We start from the raw sequence: 19,041 nt of genomic DNA on the forward strand, positions 1-19,041 counted from the left end.
TCCAAGACCACATCACGAGAGCACGCGATGCATGATCGCGAACAACTGGCACGACCCGCTGAAGCATCCGCATCACAAGATCGTCGACAGAACCCGGATCTTCACGTGGATCGCGTCGATGAAGACCACCGGGTAGACGGGCCGGTTCTGCTACTCGGCCATGCCTTGCTTCGGGTCGTACGCCTCGGGCTGAATGCCGAGCTCGTGCGTGGAGTACTCGCCGAACCGGTTGATGTGCTCGGTCAGGTACGGCGAAATGCGGGGCCTTCCACTGGGCGCTGCTTTCCGGTGCCGCACGACGGAATGCCTAACGTCGCAAGGGAGGGTCGGCGATGCCCCCTGCCCAGCGCCGTCTGATGTGCCCGCCGCTGCCGGAAGTGGCCTGAACGTGTGGTGCCCTGCAGCGGGAGTTTTGGGTTGCCGGTGTTCGGCGCTTATCCAGCTGCTGGTTTGTCATCGCGTTGGCCTGACTTGCTGACCGGGGGAGCGCCTGACGGTCCCCGCACTGAGTGGGCGAAGTGCGGGGCGAGGGGTGCGGGGTTCGGGGGCCGGGGGCCGGATAGAAACCTTGCCGCTTCAGCTGTCGATCCGTCATATCCGCTCAAGCCAAGGTGCATTGGCCCGTTCATGTCGTGAGGCATTCGCAATGTGGAGACGTGGAACGGTCCTGGGCGAGCGCTATGCGCTCGGTGAGCGGCTGGGGAGCGGGGCGATGGGGGAGGTCTGGCGGGCCGAGGACGGGGTGCTCGATCGGGATGTAGCGATCAAGATTCTCCTGCCGCAGCACGTGGAGGACGCGTCGTTCACAGCACGGTTCCGGCGGGAGGCCAAGATCCTCGCAGCGCTCGACCATCCCGGGATCGTCGGCGTCCATGACTACGGCGAGGCGTCGGACGCCGACTCGGGTGTCCCGTTCGCGTACATCGTGATGGAACTCGTCGGTGGACGTACGGTCGCCGAGGTGCTGGCCGATCGCGGAGTCCTGCCGGTCGGGGAGACACTGGAGATCGTCGCGCAGGCGCTGGAGGCCCTCCACGTGGCCCACCGGGGCAAGATCGTGCACCGGGACGTGAAACCGTCCAATCTGATGCTCCGCGCCGACGGCCGGATCGCCGTCACCGATTTCGGCATCGCGAGCGGGTCGGCGGGCACTGGGCTGACGAGCGGTAACCAAGTGCACGGTACCCCCTTGTACATGGCTCCCGAACAGGCGGAAGGGGCCGGCACGCTCCCCGCGTCGGACCTCTACTCGATGGGCGTGCTCTGTTACGAACTCCTCACCGGGGAACCGCCGTTCACTGGCCGATCGGTGGTCGAGGTCGCACTCAAGCACATCCAGGAACCGGTTCCCGAGCTGTCCGCCTCGTTCCCCGATCCGGTTCGCGCCCTGGTCACCCGCGCCCTCGCCAAGGATCCGGGGGAGCGCCATGCGAACGCCGCAGCGATGGCCGCCGCCGCGCGCCGCGCGGCGGCTGGCCAAAGCGACCCGTCCGCCGCGCCGCCGTCTCCGACGCGGCCGCTGCCGCGAGACGGGGCAGACGCCGAAGGCCACGCCCGTCGGCTGCCTGTACGCCGCCGTACGTTGCTGGCCGTCGTGCCGATCGTCGTCGTCTCGGCCGGAGCCGCTGTCTACTTCACCAATGTCCCGGGATCGGGCACATCACAGGACAAGGGGACCGGAGCACCGCCTTCGGTGTCGGCCGATGTGACGCCGGGGACCGCCTCGCCGCACGCGTCGGCCCAGCCCTCCGCCAGCGCCCCGGACACGTCCACGCAGGCGTCCCAGGTGGCGGGTGATCCCGCAGCGAAGGGCGACGGCCAGGACGAACAGGCCGAGCAGAGCAGCACGCCGACCGCAGAGCCGGCGGAGGAGAAGGGGACCGGCCGCCCCCAGGGCTGCGGGGGAGACCGATGGGGTGCGATCACCAGCGTCGGCAGCGGGCGCGCGCTGGGGGTTGCGGCCGACCAGCCCCAAGCCGGTGGCGTGGTGGTCACCGGAGGCAATACCCGCAACGGATGGGTGGTGCGGGTGGGCGGGTACCCCGGGTGGCTCCACCGGCATCACCACCTGCTCCGCCGACGGCTTCAGCCTCGAGGACCAGCGGGCTACCCCGCACTCCGTCGGCGTCCTCAGCAGCGAACACTCGATCGGCCAGTCCTGGGACCTGGTGGACGCAGGCGGCGGGGCCTATTACCTCAAGCCGATCGCGAACGACAGCTGTCTCACCGACGTCGGAGCGAACCACCAAGTGATCACCGACGCCTGCCGGACAGGGGACAAGAGCCAGATGTGGCGCCTTCCGTAGTCCCGGCAGCGCTCCAGAGCACGACCGGTCTTCGAGATGCCGCAGACCAACATGTCGGGGGCACCTCAGGTCCTGCGGGGCTGGGCCGCGTACTTCCGCAACGGGAACTCCGCGCCTACTACCGGTCGGAGGCCTTCTCGATCATGTTGGTGCGCACTGCGACCGCCTGACCTGGATCGTGTGGGGTGTCAGAGGTAACGGAGACCGTTCCTAAAGACTGAGCATGGGTTGCACGTACTCAGCCGAACGCCCGAACGGTCTTGGGCGTTCTGGTCCACCGCGTTCGCTCCGTGTCCAGCGCCATCGGATCGTGTCCGTGGTCCGGGTGCTCGGGGGCGGTTTCCCTCGCGCCCTCGGCCGCTGGGTCGGGCCTGGACGGTCCGATGCCCCACACCATCGCTCTGGTGGTGTGGGGGCGGTGCCGTCCGTCGTCTGATCCGGTGACCGAGGGAACGTCGTCCGATCGCCACCGATGCGGCGTAGTGCCGTGTCGCGGGGCGCCGCTTGGTGGTCGGCGGTTTCTGCCAGTGCTCCGCGCCCCACATCGAGGTGTAGGCGGGATCGACAGCAATCACACTGATACCGGCTTCCGCGCACATCGACAACAGGCGTGCGCGGAGTTTTCCGGTGGGGATACCGGAGATGAGCTGTCGGAACTTCTTCTTCCGGCCGTGCTTCTCTCGGGTCTTGGAGTCGGTGAAGTCGAGATCTTCGATCGCGATGGTCTGCACGCCAGTGGTCCCGACAGGTGGTTGAAGGAGGTCGACGATCCTTGATCGCCGCAGGCTGGTGCGCAGTGGTGCGCCGCCCAGCCCGCTGCCTGCGCAGAAGGCCGTCACCAGTGCTGGTGACGGCCTTCGCCGGGGAGCCCCTCGTGGTGGTCAGGGGCAGCTGATCCGGGTGTCGCCCGTGTCCGTCGTGCAGGTGTCCGTGTTGAAGCCGCCGTTGGCGGTGTCGTTGCCGGAGATGTTGTCGACGGTGTTGAGGTTGTCGGTGCCGTAATTGCCGATCAGGTTGTCGTTGCCGGGCCCGCCGTTCAGGGTGTCGTTGCCGTAGCCGCCGTCGAGACGGTCATTGCCGTAGCCGCCGTACACGGTGTCGTTGCCGTAGCTTGCGTTGACGCTGTCGTCGCCTCCGAGGGCGCAGATCACGTCGTTGCCGAAGTTGCCGCTGAGTGTGTCGTTGCCGCTGGTGCCGATGATCGTGCAGCCGCGGCTGTTGTTCACGGTGGTGGTCGCGGTGGCGGTGTTGTTGCCGGGGTTCGGGTCGCTCTGGGTGGCGGTGACCGTGGCCTTGTTGGTGAGGGTGCCGGAGGCGCGGGGCTCGACCACGACCGTCACCTTGGGGTGGGCGTCGGGGGCGAGGGTGCCCAGGGAGCAGCTGACGCTCGTCGCGGTGGTGGTGCAGGTGCCCTGGCTCGAGGTGGCCGAGACCACCGACGCGGCGGGTCCGGTGAGCGTGTCGGAGAGGGAGACGCCGGTGGCGGAGGTGGTGGTGCTGTTGTTGACGGTCACGGTGTAGGTGGCGCGGTCGCCGATGCTGACTGTGGCGGTGCCGGCCTTGGTGACCGACAGGTCCACGCCGGAGGGCGGCGGCGGTGTGCCGGGGCCCCCCTCGTAGCGGGCCAGGGCGAAGTCGGTGTTCGGGCCGCCCTGACCGGCGGCAACGATCTTGCCGTCGGGCTGGAGCGCCACGCCGCGAGCCTGATCGCTGCCGCCGAGGTCGGTGGCCACCAGGCCGCCGGTGCCAAAGCCACTGTCCAGGCTGCCGTTGGTGTTGTACCGCAGGACCGCGAAGTCGCCGCCGGGCCCGTTGTTGCCGGCGACGACGATCCTCCCGTCGGGCTGCAGCACGACATCCTGGGCTCCGCCGCCACCGGAGGTGAGGACCCGGCCGGCGTTGCCGAAGGTGGTGTCCAAGCTGCCGTTGACGTTGTAGCGGGCCAGCGCGAACCTTCCGCTGCTTCCCCCGGCCGCAATGATTCTGCCGTCGGGTTGGACCGCGAGGCCTTCCACGGACTCGTAGTCACCGAAATCGGTGCGCTCGATGCCGTCGCCGCTGAAGCTCGTGTCCAAGGTGCCGTTCGCGTTGTAACGGAGGAGGACGAAGTCGAAGCGGGTCGTCCCGACCTGGCCCCCGGCAACGATCTTTCCGTCGGGCTGCAGGGCCAGGGCGCGCGCATCGCCGCCCTCTTCCGGCGACTCGGGCGCCGGGTCGGTGGTCACCTTGCCGTCGCCTCCGCCGAAACTCGTGTCCGGGGTGCCATCGGCGTTGTAGCGGGCCAGTGCGGCATCGCCACCGCCAGTGCCGAGGGCGACGATCTTGCCGTCGGGCTGCACCGCCACGTCCCGGGCCTCGTCCGGGCTGCCGAAGTCGGTGAACACCCTGCCGTCACCGCCGCCGAAACTCGTGTCCAGGGTGCCATTGGTGTTGTAGCGAGCCACCGTGAACCAGCAGCAGTTCTCGTACCCTCGCCAGCTGCTGCCCACCGCGACGATCTTGCCGTCGGGCTGCAGCGCCACGGCGTTGGCCTCGCTCCACTGGAAGTCTGGGTTCATGTTGTTGATGGCGGTCGTCACGGTTCCGTCGCCACCGAAACTGGTGTCCGGGGTGCCGTCGGCGTTGTGACGGGTCAGCGCGAAGTCGCTCTCCAATGCCGAATAGTCGGCGGAAGCGCCGACAGAGACGATCTTGCCGTCGGACTGCACCGCCACGTCGTTGGCGTGATCGTCGTCGGCGAAGCTGGTGAGCACCGTGCCGTCGCCGCTGAAGGTGGGATCGAGGGCGCCCGGGGCAGCAGCCGCGGTGCCGGGCAAGGCCAGGACGAGTGCCAGACCGGTGGCCGCCACGACCACGGCCCGGGCCGCCCGTGACCGGCGGCGTCTTCCCCAGTATCGGCACAACGCCGGTCGCAGATGAGAGGTCAGCATGGGCCGCAGCTTTGCGTCGGACACACAACATTCCGTCCGTCGCTGGGCCGCGTTGCGCTCACCGGCCGCCGGAATCCACCCCCGCGGGTGAGATACCACAACTCCACCGTGGGGTCGGCCTGATGGTCTCGTTCGTAGTCGATCGGGCTCCGGTATCCGCACACGCTGTGTAACCGGTGGGTGTTGTAGAAGCCGGTGATCCAGGTGGCGATCTTCAGCCGGGCCTCGGTGCGGGTGGTGAAGGTGTGCCGGTGGACGTACTCGACCTTGAGCGCACTGTTGAACGCCTCGCTGACGGCGTTGTCGAAACATGAGCCGACACGGCCCATGGACTGGGTCACGCCGAGTCGGCGGCAGGCCCGGCTGAAGCGCCGGGACTGGTATTCGTCGGATTCAACCGGTCGTTGCAACAACTACGGAAGCTGGCACTGCAGGTCGTCGGGCGGAATCGCACGATCGCCTCGCTGCTGCGCCGGCACCGAAGTCGGGCCGTTGGCAGACCGATTGTGCCCCGGGTTGTCGTTGGCACCCAGTCCGGGTGGAGTTTTTCCGCAGCACCCGCCGCAGGAGACCACCGGCGCACGGACGCCGCGCTCGGGGCTCGCGGCGCTTGCGCCGAGCGCGGCTCTGCCGTGGGTTCACCGTGCGTCAGATCTGGTCCGCGAGGCGCACGTAGTCGTAGTAGAGAGGGTCCCCGTCCTCGTCCACCGGGTACTCGTAGCTGCTCTGGTTGGCGAGGGCGACCTTCAGCTCCGGCAGCTCGTCGAAACCGAGGTCGTTCTCGGTGATCTCGTGGCCCCGCTCCGCGAACAGCTCGAAGAGGTCCACACTCGGGGTGCGGAAGACGTCGAGACCGTCGAGGAGCACTCGCACGTCGGCGTCCTCGTCGAGGAACCGGAACAGCTCCACGCCGCTCAGCGCGCCCTTGGTGAAGCCGAGCATCACGTTCAGGCCGGACGCGTCGTGCTTGAGCAGGATCTGCCCCGGCTCCGGATCACTGGAGGCGACCCGCAGCAGTCCCCACGCCTGGACCGCGTCGCGCGCCTCCTGCGCCGACATGCCGAGCCGTAGCGGCCCGACACCGACCAGTGGCAGCAGTTCCAGTTCCATGTTCCGTCCTTCGCCTTTCTCGATGTCCTAGTGACGTGCCGCGGACCTCATGCGAGAAGAGCGGCCTTGTCGATTTTCCATCCTCGCGTCTTGAGCATGTCCTGGAGGGGCTTGTTGTCATCCAGGCTGGCGACCATGTCCTTGATGTGCTGATCGTAGGTGCCGGGGAAGCGCCGCTTGATGTCGTCGATGTCCATGCGCATGGCCTCGGTGATCCGCCCCGAGTTGATCAGCTCGCGCTGGTACTGCTGCCATGCCTGCGACTGCAGTGAGTACCCGGTGCTGTACAGCTGCTCGTGGTGGTCGCGCTGCATGCGGATGGCCGGGCCGTTGTTGACCTTCTGCTTCTTGTGCGGTTTGTTCGCGATGTAGAAACCGGGCTCGATGACGTCCTTGTACGCCGACTTGGCCGGGATGTGGTTGACCTCCATCGGCTGCGGGTACTTCGACCCGTCGTTCTTCGTGTTGGCCGGCAGCAGGCCGCCGTACCAGCCGCTCTCCTGCGTGCAGCCCTTCGCGACCAGGCCCTCGGGGTCCATGAACGTAAAGGGATTGACGACGTACGCGGCCGGGTTGGGCGCGGGCACCAGGCCGAGCGGGTCGGCCGACACGTAGCGGGCCGTCTCGGGGTCGTAGTGCCGGTTCAGGTTGTAGTGCAGGCCCGTCTCCGGATCCGCGTACTGGCCGGGGAAGCGCAACGGTGTGTGTGCCTGGGCGTCGCGGTTGCGCGTGGTGATGCCCCAGATCGTGGACCGCTTGTACCAGGCGATGTCGCCCTGCTCGCCGACGAGTTCCGTCGGGGTGCCGATGACATCGGTGACGATGGCGAAGAACCGGCTGTCCACCTCGTGCTGTGCGGCGTCGGCGGGAATCCGCCGCTCCAGCTGCGACATCGGCTGCAGGCCCTCGTACTCCCAGGTCAGGGTCACTCCGGTGGTCGAGTCGGTCTCCTCGGCCAGCTGGGTGCCCTCCCAGGCGAAGCGGACCGTGGCCACCACGCCGCCTCCGTCCGCCGCCATGCGGTGCTTGGCCGTGCGGCGGCCCACGGCGTCGTAGGTGTAGCGCCACTCGGTGCCGTCGGGCGTCGTGCACGAGACGAGACGGTCCTCCGCGTCCCAGGCGTAACGCCAGGTGTCGGGCTTGCGCGACAGCCGTCGCTTCTGGCGCAGGACGACCCGTCCGGCGTCGTCGTACTCGTAGCGCAGCCCGTCCGCACCGAGCAGCCGGGTGCCCTCGTAGGCGCGCTCACCGCGGCTCCCGGTGGACCGGGCGGCGTCGGGCCAGTGGGCGTCGGTCTGATTCCCGGCGTCGTCGTAGGCGTAGCGCTCCGCCCAGTCGCCCGCGGTGACGCCGACCGGACGCCCCACCGGGTCGAGCTCGAACAGCTGATCCGTTCCGTCGTGCCGCTCCGTGACCCGCGTCAGGAATCCGTCGGCGCGGTAGCCGTAGGAGCGGTCGCGCAGGGGGCCGCGGGCCGTGCTCAGCGACCGGGCCGCCAGCCGGCCGAGCGCGTCCCACCGGGAGGCGAGCGTGACCGGCGCGTCCGCGGGGCCCAGCGTGCGGGCGGTCTCGCGGCCCAAGACGTCGTGGGTGAAGTCCAGCGGATGACCGGCGAGATCCACCCGGGTCCGGTTGCCCGCGGTGTCGTAGCGGTACGACGTGACGGCACCGGTGGGGGTGGTGCGCGAGACCAGTTCGCCGTGCGCGTCGTAGCCGAAGCGCATGCTGTGGCCGTCGACCGTCTCGGTGAGCAGCCGACCCATGACGTCGCGCTCCAGGGACAGCGACGAGGTCGGCGATGTGGCGCCGATCAGCTGGTCGGCGGCGTCGTAGGTGTAGCGGGTGAGCACGCCGGCGGCGTCCTTCTCGAGCACGTTGCCCACCGCGTCGAACGTGAAGGCGACGCGCTGCCCGAGCGGGGTCGTCCGGGCCACGAGGCGGCTCGCCACGTCGTACTCGTACGTCGTCGTGCGGCCGTCGAAGTCGGTCTGGGACTCGGTCAGACCCGAGGGCCCGTACCGGTAACTCCACGTCCTGCCCTGCGGGTCGGTCACCCCGGTGAGCCGGAGTTCGGTGTCGTACGCGAACTCGTACCGCGCCCCGTCCCGGCCCGTGCGGGCGGCCAGGAGGTCGAACCACGTGTACTCGAAGCGGGTGACGGCACCGGTGGGACCGATGTGGGTGAGGCAGTTGCCCTCCTCGTCGTACGTCCACCGCTCGCTCGTGCCGTCGGCCGCGGTGCGCCGGGTGAGCCAGCCGTCGGCGGTCCACTCCATGCGGGTGACGGAGCCCGCCGGGTCTGTGCTCTCCAGCGGTCGTCCGCAGGGGTCGCGCCGCACGGCATAGGTGGCGCCGTGCCCGTCGGAGACCGAGAGGACCAGGCCCGCCTGGTCGTTGGTGCGGGTCTCCGTCGCGCCGTTCGGGAACGTGGCGGTGGCGAGCGCGCCCGACGCGTCGTACGTGAACGTCGTCGAGGTGCCGTCGGGCGCGATCATCGCGGTGCGGTTCCCGCGGTCGTCGAAGCGCTGCCGCCACACCGAGCCGTCCGGCCCGGTGATCGCCTCCGGCAGGTGCAGGGCGTTGTACGTGGTCGAAGCGTGGCGCCCGTCCGGGTACGCGATCGTGCGCAGATTGCCGGACTCGTCGTACGTGAAGCGGGACGTGTGCCCCAGCTCGTCCGTGCGGGCCAGCAGGTTGTCGTACCGGTCCCACTCGAAGTGCACCGTGCTGCCGAGCGGGTCGGTCTCGCTGACCGTCTGGCCGAGCGGGTTGAGGCGGGTGACGGTGACCGCGCCGGCCGAGTCCGTGAAACGGGTCTCGCGGGCCGCGGTGTCGTACTCGAAGCGCGACGACAGCGCGCCGTCGGGACCTACCGTCTCCACGACGCGGCCCGCGGCGTCGTAAACATAGCCGTAGGTGTGGTCGTTCCGGTCGGTCCAGGACGTCACACGGTTCTCGTCGTCGTACGTGAACCGCAGGGGCACGTCGCGCGCACCCGACACCCCGGACAGCCGGTGGTGCTCGTCGTAGCCGAACGAGGTGACGCGGACCTGGCCCTCGGGCGTCTCGACGTCGAGGGCCGTGACCCGGCCGAGCTCCGGGTCACGGGTGACGCGCACCCGGTATCCGCCCTCGTGCAGCACCGTTGAGGGCAGGCCCTGCGCGTCGCGCAGGAACTGGACGCCGTTGCCGTTGCGGTCCTCGATGTCGCTCAGCCAGTACAGGCTGCCCGAGGAGTACGGGTTGCCGACGAAGCGCCGGGTGAGGCCCGAGCGGACGTCGGCCGTGACGTAGGTGATGTCGCCGGGGGCCGACTGTCCGGCGTACGTGAGGGGGATCCGCTCGCCCTCGAGCGGCAGCACCTCCTCGCCCTCCTCGCGCGGCAGTCGGGGGTACGCGAGGAGCGAGCCGTCGGGCCGGGCCCAGACCGCGCCGCTGCCGGACAGTTCGAGCCGCTCGTCCAGCGTCGAGGCCCAGCTCGGCCCGAAGGAGTGGCCGTAGTGGTACCCGGATATGTGGGTGCGCTCCAGCACCAGGGGCAGGACGCCCGGCAGCGTCAGGTCCGTCTGGTTCAGCACCATCTCACCGCTGGCGACGTCCACCGGGTCGGTCTTGCAGCGGCGCTGCCCGAGGGCGATGGCCTTGTCGCGGGCGCTGCCCCAGGCGTCCTTCGTGGAGTCGGGCAGTCGTTTGACGAAGTCGTTGATCCGGGTGCGTGCACCGCCCTTGCCGTCACCGTCCTTCTTGCCTCCTGTGATGGCATTGATCTTGTCGCGGACGTCGTGGTCCTTGCCCTTGTGGGTGCGGGAGGCGCCCTTGACCCGCTCGGGCACGGTCTCGGTGATGTGCTTGCTGATCTTCTGCAAGGCCTTCTCGGAGCCCTTGAGGGCGCCGTGCAGCACGCTGTCGAAGGCCTTCGTGAACGGGTCGCGGCCCTTGCTGCGGCCGAACGCGCCCCGGGCCCGGCCCAGTGGGTCTGAGGCGGCCGTATGCATGTCGCTGCCGTGCCGGGAGACCTTCCCCGCGCCGTCCTCGAACTCGCCGTGATCGATACGGGTCGCCTTACCCGGGCCGGCGCCGGCCTCGCCGGCCGAGTCAAGATGCATTCCGCCCTTGCCACCGTGCCCGCCGCCGGCGCCACCCTTGGCCGGCGGCATGTGGAACGCGCCGTCGGCCAGGTCCAGGACCATGTCCTCGACCATCGCCTCCAGCTTCGCATTGACCGGCTCGGTGAGCTTCGCGAGCACCTCGTCGACTATTCGGTCCACTGCTTCGTCGATGATCCGCTTGACCACCTGCCGCATCGCCTGGATCTCGGCCGCACCGAGAATCGCCGACAGACCGCCGGTCACCCAGGCGAGGCCGATGGACAGGCCCACCGAACCTGCCATGATGGCTAGTTCGGCCTCCGCCTTGTGCTTCATCCACTCGATGATCTCGGCGAGGACGTCGCAGGCGTCCGCGAACAGCCGGGCCAGCTCGGGGAGCTTCTCCAGGTGACTGGCCTTGATCGTGTTCCAGTGCTTCTCCATGGAGTCGACGGCCCAGCCCTCGGAGGAGGACAGGATTCGGGAGAACGCCTTGTGCGCGTCGCCGCCGTGGCCCTCGAACTTCTCCGCGAACTCCCGCATGGCGTCCGCCATGTCGCGGTAGTCGTCCTCGTCGACGTTCGGGAAATTGATCCCGATGAAGTCCAGAATTTCGTCCAGCCAGCCCGGAATCGTGTAACCCATCCCCGTACCTCTCCCCGTGCCCCACGCCTTGCCTGCAAAGTTGCTGAGCGTGCGATCAAGAACCCTAGTGGACTGCAGCGGCGGCTGCGAGATGCAGTCGAGCGATGCCGAGCATGGTGTGGTGAACGCCGTCGCCCTTGAGACGGCAGTCGCGCGAGATCTTCCAGATCTTCATCCAGGCGTAGACATGCTCGACACGGGCACGGACCTGCATGGTGCGCGCCCACAATCGAGGACCCGTTCCGAGACGCCACGGTTTCGGTGAACTGCCGTCCCACGGCTGGTGAGTTACCACCTGTACACACGACCGCCGTCACAGGCGGTGAGCCACCACCACAGAAGATGAGCCAGAGACCCAACTCGGCCAGCATCCGCCTGCCCATCGGCCTGACAGCGGTTCGTGCAGAAGAGATGGCCCTTTGGTCCTTGACAGTTGGTCAACTGCCTCAGGAGGCCGGCCGAGATGGACTTCTATGAATCCAGTGATGGGTTGAACGAGAGCAACGCTCGGCGTGCCATGTAACACAATCGCGTCTCGCTCCTGGCAGCCGGTCCTGCCGGACATGGAAGGCTGCGGGCTGCCTGCGCTACGACATCTCGGTCCGACGGGGCCCTGGTTCTTCCTGGGCCTGTTTTAGGCGTGCGGATAGGGGGGGCCAGCGCCGGAGCCGTTCCCGCACGGCCCTCCCAGCGTCGGTCAACCCGCTGCCCCGCGCGTATCTCACGGTCCAGAGCTACCGGAGCCGAGCGGCCGCCGTCAGTCGAACGGTGCCGACATCACCCAATCAACTTCAGTAGTTGGCGGATCTTCGTCCCGTAACGCTGTGTGCCGACCGACACCGGGTGTCGGTCGCGCCGAAGCTGACGAATTCTTACCGGATCTCATCCGTGTCGTCGGATTCTCACTGTTCCGTGTTCTGGCCTGGCCATAGCCGTGCGGCCGTCCCGACCAAGACGGCCAGGGCGAGAGAGCGGCTGTGCGCGGGCCAGGCGATGTGGGTCACGACGGAAGGCGCGTCGGTCAAGGGAACGGCCGCGTGCTCTGCCCACAGCCAGGAGCGGGCGGAGTCGGGGACGACCGCCACGGTGCGTCCGAGGGCGATCAGCTGGGCCAGTTGTGTCTGGTTGTGGATCGCGGGGCCGGGTGCGTAGGTGCCGCGGGTGGGCCAGCGGGCGAGCGGCAGATCGGGGACGTCCCTGACTTCGGCCAGGGACAAGGTCTCGCGGGCGGCGAGGGGGTGCCCGGCAAGGCAGGACGGCGACCTGCCCCTCGGCCGCCAGTGCCTCGCTGTCGAACCCGGTGAGGGAGTTCCACGGCGTGTGCATGAGCGCGACATCGGCGCGTCCGTCGCGTAGCAGCTCTTCCTGCTCGCGAATGCCGCACGGCAGCACCTCGACCTCGGCACTGTCGGGCTCGTCCGCGTAGGCGTCGAGAAGCTTCCGCAGCAGTTCGTGGGACGCGGCGGCCTTCACCGCGAGGACCAGCCGACCGCACGGGCCGCCAGGACTGTCGGCACCCCCGGCGCGCCGGGTGCGGCGGACGGCGGCAGCGGTCGCGTCGAGAGCCGCCCGGCCCTCCTGCAGCAGTACCTCCCCGGCACCGGTCAGGCGGACACCACGGCGGTTGCGCTCCAGCAGACAGACCCCCAGGCGCCGTTCGAGCTGCTGGATCGCCCGCGACAGCGGCGGCTGGGCCATGCCGAGACGCTCGGCGGCGCGCCCGAAGTTCAACTCCTCGGCCACAGCCACGAAGTACCTCAACTCGCGGGTCTCCAGGGTGTCCACGGCCGCAGCATACGCAGTGATACCCGCCGGATATGACAGGGCACCGTACCGGTGTTGGCCGCACCACCCGGCCACGGGCCAACATCATCTGCACGAGCGAAACGACCACCGCGCTGGTGACCGGCGGGAACAAGGGCATCGGCTACGAGATCGCGGCCGGACTGGGCCGCCTCGGCTACCGCGTCGGTGTAGGAGCCCGCGACGCGACCCGACGCGACCCGACGCGAAACCGCCGTGGGCGAACTGCGCGCCGCCGGCGTGGACGCGTTCGGGGTACCACTGGACGTGACCGACGACCGCAGCGTCACCGCCGCCGCGGAACTGGTCGAACGACTGGCCGGACGCCTGGACGCCCTGGTCAACAACGCCGGCATCCCGGGCGACATGGGCCCCGGATGGCTACAGGAGCCGACCACGCTCGACCTGGAGGTGCTCCGCACCGTCGTGGACACCAACGTCATGGGCGTCGTCCGGGTCACCAACGCGATACTGCCCCTGCTGCGGCGCTCCGCTTCCCCACGCATCGTCAACGTCTCCAGCAGCGTCGGTTCCCTGACCCGACAGGCGGACCCGGACACCGAGATCGGCCCCGTCATGGCGGCCTACGCACCGTCGAAGTCCTTCCTCAACGCCCTCACCCTGCAGTACGCCCGACAGTTCGCCGGGACCCACATCCTCATCAACGCCGCCTGCCCGGGCCTGGTCGCGACCGACTTCACAGGCTTCCACGGATCCCGCACCCCCGCGCAGGGCGCAGCCACCCCGATCCGGCTCGCCACCCTCCCCGACGGCGGCCCGACCGGATCCTTCTTCGAGGACGACGGAGTCGTCCCCTGGTGATCACGAACCGCCGTGGTTTCCGCAGAAACCAGACGCACTCAGAATCTTGGGCCGAGCGTTCTCATCGAACCTGGCAACCCCTCAGCTCAACACAAGATCCACGGACAAGCCCAACGCGACAGGACACCGGACAAGTGCCGCCGGCCAGCAGCGACCCGTGCCTGTGTGCCCGGCGGGAAAGCCGGGCTTTGGCGTCGGGGCGTGGTCGGGGCATGATTCCCGCCGTGTATGAGGACGAGGACCGTCGCGGGCGCATGCGGTACACGCTGACCGAGACAGATCACGGCCACGCCTGGGGCGTCTGCGTCGAGGCGGAGGGTCTGTTCGGAAACCCCCGGCGTGGGACGTACGAAATGCTCGGCTGGGTACCGGACCGAGCTGAGGTGCGTGGCTGGGTCGGCAGCCGGGTCCGGCTGGTGCCGGACGACGAGGCACTCGGGCCCTGGCTGCTGGAGGACGCGGAGAGCCTGGGGCAGTTCGCCGGGGCAGACAGTCTCGTGCTCACCGGTCTGGACGACTACGAAGGTCCGTCGGAGGGGCACACGGGTCCTGTCCGCGTGCACGACGGGCACCGGTGGCTGGGCTCGTGCCAGGAGTTCGCCCGCGTCCTGCCGCACGAGCAGGCGGCGCCCCCGCTCGTCCTGCGAGGACTTGCTCCGGGTGATCAGCTGCGGGCGGCGCTGATGAAGGGCACCCGGCGGGCGCTGGACCTGGAGGAAGCCGCCCTCGAGATACGAGACGACCAGGGCGAGCCGCTCACCCAACGCCTGCTGTGGACCCGAGTCAGCGGCTGGCGCCTCTCCTCCTACGGGACGGATCTGATCGACCTGGAGCTCGACGGAGAGCTGTTCACGCCCGTCCCCGAATACGCCCGGCCCGTCTGGGAGCGATGGCTCGCCGGGCCGCCGGACACCCTGGGCACCTGGAACAGCCTCGACAACCGACTTCGCGGGGCCTGGCTCGGACTCGCACGGGAGCGAGCCTGCCGACGCGCGCCCCATGACCGGCCCGCCGGGCACGCATACGAACTCGACGGCCGCCACATCACTGATGAAGCGGGCCTCTACCTGGCGCTCGGCGAGGCGGTGAACGGGCCGGGCGGCTATTTCGGCGGCGGTCTGGCCGCCCTGGACGACTGCCTGGGCGGCAAGTTCGGCTACACCGCCCCCGCCACCTTGCTCTGGCGGAACGCGGCGACCGCACGCGAGCACCTGTCCCAGACCCTGGAAGCTGACGGCCAGCCCTACGACCTGTTCTCCGACGTTCTCGACGTGTTGGCCGGGGGCGGAGTGCACGTCACCTTGGCATGAGCTCCGCTCCGCCGGCCAAGGGGTCCCGGCCAAACGGCCAGGTCGGTGCGCCAAAGCGCGACAGTTGTCACCACGGCAGGCGTGCTGTCACCAGGGCCACGGACGGCGAGTGCTGAGCAGGGTTTTGGACCGCGGTGAAGGCTCAGCCGTCCACTCCGGCTTCCCACTTGCGGCGGAGCAGTACGTAGTCGCTGAAGAGGTGTCGGCTCCGGTCTAGCAGTTCCCCGACCTCCGCGTCGCCGCGCCGCCCGTCCGGCGACGGATGCCAGCGCTGCACTGATTGCGCGGCCCAGGTGCGCAGTTTCATGTCCGGGTCCGCAAGCAGACCGACCGCCGCCCGTAGCGCCACGATGCCGCCGCGTGTGTCGAGCAGCCGGAATGCACCGAGGCGGACGTGCCGCGGCCGCTCGGAGCTGGTGCGCTCCAATAGCCAGTCGGCGGGCAGTTCCTTGGCAGAGGGCAGCAGGGCGGTGGAGGTCTCGCGGACGACACCGGCGGCAGGGTCGTCGAGGAGCGGCCACAACTGCTTCGCATCCACGCAGTCCAATGCCCGCAGCCCTGCCACCGCTCGCGCCCGCACCCCGGCCGCCGGGTGCACGAGCAGCGGCCGCAGCAGCGCTGCGTCCGCGCGGTTCCCGCACTCGGCCAGCCCGATGACCGCGCCGGGCGGCAACTCGGGGTCGTCGGGTGCCGTGCACCGCTCTCGGTACCAGGCCGCCGGGTCACCTCCCTGGTGTCGTACGACATACCGGGCGCAAGCACGCACGAGCGCGGAACGGTCGCTGAGAAACGGCTCCGCCTGCTCTGACCGCCCCGCCCTTCTCAGCGCGGTGACGCCGGCCGAACGGGTACGCGGGCTGCGTGCGGACAGCAGTGGAGGCAGCACACCCTCGTAGGCATCCTCATCCCCCAGAGCCGTGAGCGCTGCTGTGGCACACAGGTCCTGGACCACGGTGTCCTGGTCTCGGGCGGCCGCGCGGGCCAGCTCAGCGGGACGGAGCAGTCGGCCCTCGATGGCCAGCCGGTACGCGAACCGCCGGGCGATGCGGTCGGGGGCAGCGAAGAGAACAGCGAGCTGCCCGGGGGATGCCTGGCGCAGGATCTGGCCGAGCACATCGACGCCGACGGCACCTCTGTCGCGGCGGCCGACGCGGAGGATGAGCGGCGCAAGGTCGAGGGCACAGTCCACGGTCAGGGCCTCGCGCAGCAGCTGCCGGGCGTGCTCGCGCACGGGGCCGACCCAATCGGTGCAGCGGATCACGACCAACGGCAGCAGAGAGGGGTATCGGACCGACTGGCACAGCGCCTCCTGACGGATCCGCCCATCGCGGTGGCAGAGGGCGAGCGCGAGCCGAGACTCGCCGAGCTGAGTCAGGTCGGCGGGCATTGGGGCGGAGTGCTCCCACTCCGGCAGGAACTGCGGGCGGTACCACGCCACCTCCCGCACTCCTGCATCCAGCGCGAGCCAGTCACCGGGGTCGGCGACATCAAGCGTGCTATGAAGCGGCGCACCTCCCGCGAGCCGCGTCGCGGCCGCAGTCCCGCCCTCGATGTCCTCAAGCATTCCCGCCCCTCCAGCAGTCGTACCTGGTGATCGTAGGGTGCAGGGTTCGCGTCGGGGGCGGACGGGGCACGCAGGGGCGGCCGCGTAGCCGTCTGAGGCGGTGACATCGCCCGCTGCTTCGCCTGCCGATGGTGACAGGTAGCGCGCCGCGCGCGTTCGCCCGCCTGCACTGGTCCGTCGCCTGCGGATCCGCTGGGAGATCCGCGAAGCCTTCCGCACCCAAAGCTGCGCACTCATCTGCCGGCGATGCCTGAACTCAGCTGTGGCCCGCTAATTCTTCTGCACGGTTCGGGTGACACCCGCGATGACGGCGGTCGTCAGCACCCAGCCGCATGCGATCAGCAGGTAGGCCAGCCACTGGAGGCCATCGTTCGACCAGTACCAGGCCGTGCGCTGACCCAGGCCGCCAATGGGGATCAAGAGGTCGAGGGTGTAGACGAATGGCTGGAACGGGGCCCCTTCGCCTTGTTGGACCTGCGTGGGGGAGTGAGCACTGAAGGCCCACGTGCCGAGCAAGGTCAACGCGAGAATCCAGACGCCGGCCAGCCAGGGGCGGTATCCGTAGCCGACGGTCGCGTCGAGTAGATGCCCCCACGCGCGCGCGGCCGGGTGGAGAGTTCGTCGTCGATGGCGCTGTTTGGCCAAGAGTACGCGGCGGGCGTCGTCATCGTGGCCTGCCTTTCGGTACCAGCTCGCCAACTGCTCGTAGGGCTGGGGGTTGTAGCCCGGGCTGCGTCGTATCCATGCCACGCGGTCGGCGACGGAGTCCCGCTGCCCTGCTGCCTCGTGCCGCTCGTCTGCTTCGTCCATCGTGATGGAGCCGTAGACGAAGCCGTCCAGCTTCACCACGTCCGGCCAACTGTGCCCGCTGTCGTGGAGCTGGGACACCTGCGCGCCCCGCAGGTCCACGGTGCCGGACGGCCGGCGGGCGAGGGTGAAGTCGAAGTCGACGGTCTGCATCAGTGGGGCTGCCATCGACGGACCGCGGCCGTCGGGCGGCCCATTGAGGATGGCTCCTTCAAAGTTCAGAGTGTCCGAGATCCGAGCGCCCCGCAGCCGTACGGTCCCGTTCGTGGTGAACCCGCCGGAGAGATCGATCGTCGAGGCCACAGCGTTGTCCAGTATGAGGGCGACTCCATCGGGGGAGTCGCCCTCCAGGCTTGCGCCCCTCATAAACAGTCCTCCCGGCAACTGCGCGCCCAGCAGCCGTACTTGGCCTCGTGCCACGAACCCGCCGTTGCAGAAGACGCCTCCCTCCATGGCCAACCCGCCGGCGGCTAAGGCCCATCCTCCTGGCGCGCTGATCTCGGCCCCGTTGAGCAGGACTCCGCCGCTCACTCGGGCGTCGCTCAGCGACAGGGCGGTGTTGACATGGTTGAAAGGCGAGGAACTGAGACCCTTCACCACGGAGCGCCGCAGGTCGAGGATTCCTTCGATGCGGGCTGAATCGGCTTCGATGCCCGGCACGTGGCTGCCGGAGATCACGACAGTCTGTGTCGATGCTCCGAGAAGGTCCACAGACTCCTCGAACCAGCAGTCCTCGAGCCACAAGGCGTGAGCGATCTGCGCGCCGGCCAGATTGAGGCGCCCGGATATCCGTGCCCCGGCGAGCCTCAGGCATGCCACGGCGCCCGAATGTGTGGTGTTCGCGCCCAGGAGGAGCGCCCTGATGACGGCGGCCCGAACGCTCCGACCAGGGCCCCATTGCCTGCCCTCGTCGACACGATCCTCCTCGGGCAATCCCGTGCGCAGGTCCACGTGGCGTCCCTCGGGGAACGCGTCCCACAACTCCCGCTCCGGGGAGGTCAATTCGTCGTTTGAGAGCACTCCTGCAGAGTAGTGATCTCCCTTCGCGCTCGCCGTGCCTGACCGCGGAGCGGTGGGGCAGGCAGTCTGTGTTTGAGCGTTTGGTTATCCGATATCTGATTCATTTGGCTTACTGATCTTTTCGTAAGTTCAGTGCGTGTGGTGGGTGGATGCTCAGGTCCGTATGAGCGAGGAATGACCATGGCAGTCGGGGGTTGGTGTTGATACGGTCAATGCCTCGCTCGGTGGCGTCGGCGACATCGGCGAGGTGGTCGCCGGCGAAGTTGGCGAGTTCATGCTTCTTCAGCGAGGACCACAGCAGTTCCACCGGGTTCAGCTGGGGAGCGTAGGCGGGTAGACGTTCCAGGGTGAGCCAGTCCTGTTCGGCGCCCCAGGCCCTCATCGCCCGGCTCCAGTGAGCGGACAAGCCGTCCCAGACCAGAACTACTCGCTCGCCGCGGTAGAACACCTTCATCTGCTCCAGGACCTCGATGAGTCCGGCGGTGTCGTAGCTGCCAGGTTTGAGGTGGAAGCACAGGCGGGCCCCGCGATCAGGGTCGGTGGCGTGGTAACCCAAGGCGCCGGCCATCGACGCGCGCTTCCAGTTCAGGCGGTGCCGCAGGAGCGGAGTCCGCCCTCGGGGCGAGTAGGTGCGGC

General features: G+C 69.0%; 10 protein-coding genes and 4 pseudogenes. 3 read left to right on the plus strand and 11 right to left on the minus strand.

From position 1 onward, the window contains the following. Window positions 1-150: 150 nt before the first annotated feature. On the minus strand, window positions 151-297 hold the full coding sequence (locus tag ACZ67T_RS44850) for a hypothetical protein (protein WP_469992672.1): 147 nt from the start codon (window positions 295-297) through the stop codon (window positions 151-153). A gap of 271 nt (window positions 298-568) precedes the next feature. On the opposite strand from ACZ67T_RS44850, the gene ACZ67T_RS44855 reads away from it, so the two are divergent. Continuing rightward, window positions 569-2,476, plus strand: coding sequence for a serine/threonine-protein kinase (locus tag ACZ67T_RS44855; RefSeq protein WP_469992674.1), 1,908 nt, complete (start codon window positions 569-571; stop codon window positions 2,474-2,476). A gap of 18 nt (window positions 2,477-2,494) precedes the next feature. Here the strand turns inward: ACZ67T_RS44855 and ACZ67T_RS44860 are convergent. From ACZ67T_RS44860 to ACZ67T_RS44890, 7 genes and pseudogenes are all read right to left on the minus strand, one after another. Beyond that, a pseudogene (locus ACZ67T_RS44860) lies at window positions 2,495-3,031 on the minus strand (IS200/IS605 family accessory protein TnpB-related protein); the annotation flags it as partial. 156 nt (window positions 3,032-3,187) lie between these two features. Beyond that, a complete protein-coding gene (locus ACZ67T_RS44865) occupies window positions 3,188-5,161 on the minus strand; it encodes a calcium-binding protein (RefSeq protein WP_469992676.1) in 1,974 nt (657 codons plus the stop codon). Between the two features lie 68 nt (window positions 5,162-5,229). After that, window positions 5,230-5,577 carry an integrase core domain-containing protein gene (locus ACZ67T_RS44870; RefSeq protein ID WP_469992678.1) on the minus strand — a complete coding sequence of 116 codons (348 nt, stop codon included), beginning with the start codon at window positions 5,575-5,577 and terminating at the stop codon, window positions 5,230-5,232. A gap of 307 nt (window positions 5,578-5,884) precedes the next feature. Next, window positions 5,885-6,346 carry a hypothetical protein gene (locus ACZ67T_RS44875; RefSeq protein ID WP_469992680.1) on the minus strand — a complete coding sequence of 154 codons (462 nt, stop codon included), beginning with the start codon at window positions 6,344-6,346 and terminating at the stop codon, window positions 5,885-5,887. Between the two features lie 47 nt (window positions 6,347-6,393). Continuing rightward, on the minus strand, window positions 6,394-11,079 hold the full coding sequence (locus tag ACZ67T_RS44880; protein ID WP_469992681.1) for a DUF6531 domain-containing protein: 4,686 nt from the start codon (window positions 11,077-11,079) through the stop codon (window positions 6,394-6,396). 64 nt (window positions 11,080-11,143) lie between these two features. Further along, window positions 11,144-11,290: pseudogene (locus ACZ67T_RS44885) on the minus strand (IS5/IS1182 family transposase); the annotation flags it as partial. A 691-nt stretch (window positions 11,291-11,981) separates the two neighbouring features. Beyond that, a pseudogene (locus ACZ67T_RS44890) lies at window positions 11,982-12,855 on the minus strand (LysR family transcriptional regulator). Window positions 12,856-12,947: 92 nt separating this feature from the next. On the opposite strand from ACZ67T_RS44890, the pseudogene ACZ67T_RS44895 reads away from it, so the two are divergent. Together ACZ67T_RS44895 and ACZ67T_RS44900 are read left to right on the plus strand one after the other, a co-directional pair. Next, window positions 12,948-13,704: pseudogene (locus tag ACZ67T_RS44895) on the plus strand (SDR family oxidoreductase). 212 nt (window positions 13,705-13,916) lie between these two features. Beyond that, on the plus strand, window positions 13,917-15,014 hold the full coding sequence (locus tag ACZ67T_RS44900) for a barstar family protein (RefSeq protein WP_469992683.1): 1,098 nt from the start codon (window positions 13,917-13,919) through the stop codon (window positions 15,012-15,014). 142 nt (window positions 15,015-15,156) lie between these two features. Here the strand turns inward: ACZ67T_RS44900 and ACZ67T_RS44905 are convergent, their stop codons facing one another. From ACZ67T_RS44905 to ACZ67T_RS44915, 3 genes are all read right to left on the minus strand, one after another. Continuing rightward, window positions 15,157-16,578 carry a hypothetical protein gene (locus ACZ67T_RS44905; RefSeq protein WP_469992685.1) on the minus strand — a complete coding sequence of 474 codons (1,422 nt, stop codon included), beginning with the start codon at window positions 16,576-16,578 and terminating at the stop codon, window positions 15,157-15,159. Between the two features lie 270 nt (window positions 16,579-16,848). Further along, window positions 16,849-18,405 (minus strand): oxidoreductase, encoded by a 1,557-nt coding sequence (locus tag ACZ67T_RS44910; RefSeq protein ID WP_469992686.1) that lies wholly within the window; start codon window positions 18,403-18,405, stop codon window positions 16,849-16,851. Window positions 18,406-18,514: 109 nt separating this feature from the next. Next, window positions 18,515-19,041 (minus strand): transposase (locus ACZ67T_RS44915; protein WP_469992688.1); only part of this gene is annotated, 527 nt, incomplete at its 5' end.

Source organism: Streptomyces sp. NPDC107517 (genome assembly GCF_055582645.1).